The 1,682-nt window shown below is 64.6% G+C and carries 2 protein-coding genes; both read left to right on the top strand.

Features of this window, described 5'->3' with window-relative positions:
• On the top strand, nt 1–759 hold a 759-nt coding region (locus AX681_RS04830; protein ID WP_197424235.1), incomplete at its 5' end, for a 3'-5' exonuclease.
• A 78-nt stretch (nt 760–837) separates the two neighbouring features.
• Complete coding sequence (locus AX681_RS04825) at nt 838–1,188, top strand: endonuclease domain-containing protein (protein ID WP_082749509.1); 351 nt, start codon at nt 838–840, stop codon at nt 1,186–1,188.
• Nucleotides 1,189–1,682 lie beyond the last annotated feature (494 nt).

The raw sequence follows: 1,682 nt of genomic DNA, 5'->3' as shown, positions 1-1,682 counted from the left end.
ACCGCCGAAGCCGCCGGCCGCCTCGAAAACCTGTCCGAACTCGTCCGCGCAATGGAGGAGTATGAAACGCTCGGCGCGTTCCTCGAACACGTGTCGCTCGTCATGGATAACGAAAATAACGTCGACGAGCCCAAGGTCACGATCATGACCATCCACGCGGCCAAGGGGCTGGAATTCGACACCGTCTTCCTCGCGGGGTGGGAGGAAGGCCTGTTCCCCAGCCAGCGTTCGCTCGACGAAGGTGGCCTCGCCTCCCTCGAGGAGGAACGCCGCCTCGCCTATGTCGCGATCACCCGCGCCCGCCGCCAGGCGACCATCCTCCACGCCGCCAACCGCCGCATCTACGGCCAATGGACCAGCAGCATCCCCAGCCGCTTCGTCGGCGAACTGCCCAAGGAACATATCGAAGAGGAATCCACCCTGTCCGGCGGCGCATCGCTGTGGCGCGCCAACTGGAGCGAACACAGCGACCCCTTCGCGCATGTGGACCGAGGCACCGGCCGCGGCCCCGGCTGGCAACGCGCCGCCGCCCCCAGCTCCACCTTCACCACCGCCCCCAAGCGCGTGGTCGAAAGCCGCGGCAGCGCCGTCAGCCTCGGCAACAACGGCCGCGACGACCTGTCACTGGGGATGCGCGTCTTCCACCAGAAATTCGGCTATGGCGAAATCGTCGAGATCGAAGGCAACAAGCTGGAGATCGAGTTCGAGACGAGCGGGCGGAAGCGGGTGATGGATAGTTTCGTCACCAAGGAAACGTGACCCTTCTTCTTCACCCTTTCTCCGCTCGCGGGGAGAAGGCCGGGGAGAGGGGCCTATAAGAAAGGGACCGCGGCGAACATGAGAGACCCCACCCTCCTCGCCCGCGCCCGCCACATGCGCCAGAACCCCACCCCACCCGAAGCGCACCTCTGGTACCACCTCCGCGCCAAGCGCTTCGAAGCCACCAAATTCCGCTTCCAGACCGTCCAGGGACCCTACATCGTCGACTTCACCAGCCGCACCTCAATGCTCGCGATCGAAATCGACGGCGACACCCACGCAACCCAACAGGATTACGACGCCACCCGCACCCGCTACCTCGGAAACAAAGGCTTCCACGTCCTGCGCTTCACCAACAGCGACGTTATGACCAACCTGGACGCCGTCCTCGCTACCATCGCCGATGCGATCAGCGAACGACGGAAATAGCCGCACCTTCTCCCTCCGCTCGCAGGGGGAAGACCACTCCCCTTCTTCACCCTCTCTCCGCTTGCGGGGAGAGGGGCCTATCCAACCAGAAACACGCCAGAGCCTGAGAAACCCCACCCGAACGCAAGGGGGCCTATCCAAGCCCGACAACGCCCGGAACCGAACCAGCCCCCTCCCCCGGCGCCGCTTCGCGCGCCACCCTCTCCCCGCAAGCGGAGAGAGGGTGAAGTACCAACTTGCCCGTTCGGCATCACCTGAGCGCGATCCAAATTCCAACGCACCGCATATGCGTGAAAGCCACTCCCTGCCCTCGCGCTTCCGCCCGCCCGTCGGTACGACTCCTCGCGCAGCCAAGGCTCGACCTCGGCATCCCTGGCCGGATCAGCGTCGCGCCCCGCCAGCGCCCGTAAACACGAGATGCAGCCCTAGGAAAAGAACAAACCACAAACAAACCCCTTTCCTACAAGCCCCCTCCCAGCACATAAGCTGGTGGA

It is taken from the genome of Sphingomonas sp. CCH9-E2 (assembly GCF_001557215.1).
GTDB lineage: Bacteria > Pseudomonadota > Alphaproteobacteria > Sphingomonadales > Sphingomonadaceae > Sphingomonas.
The sequence above is the reverse complement of the archived record's forward strand: the minus strand, read 5'-3'. Positions and strand labels throughout refer to the sequence as shown.

Excerpts from the sequence above, each read along its gene's own strand:
- AX681_RS04825 (WP_082749509.1), top strand. The coding sequence starts at position 838 with ATGAGAGACCCCACCCTCCTCGCCCGCGCCCGCCACATGCGCCAGAAC.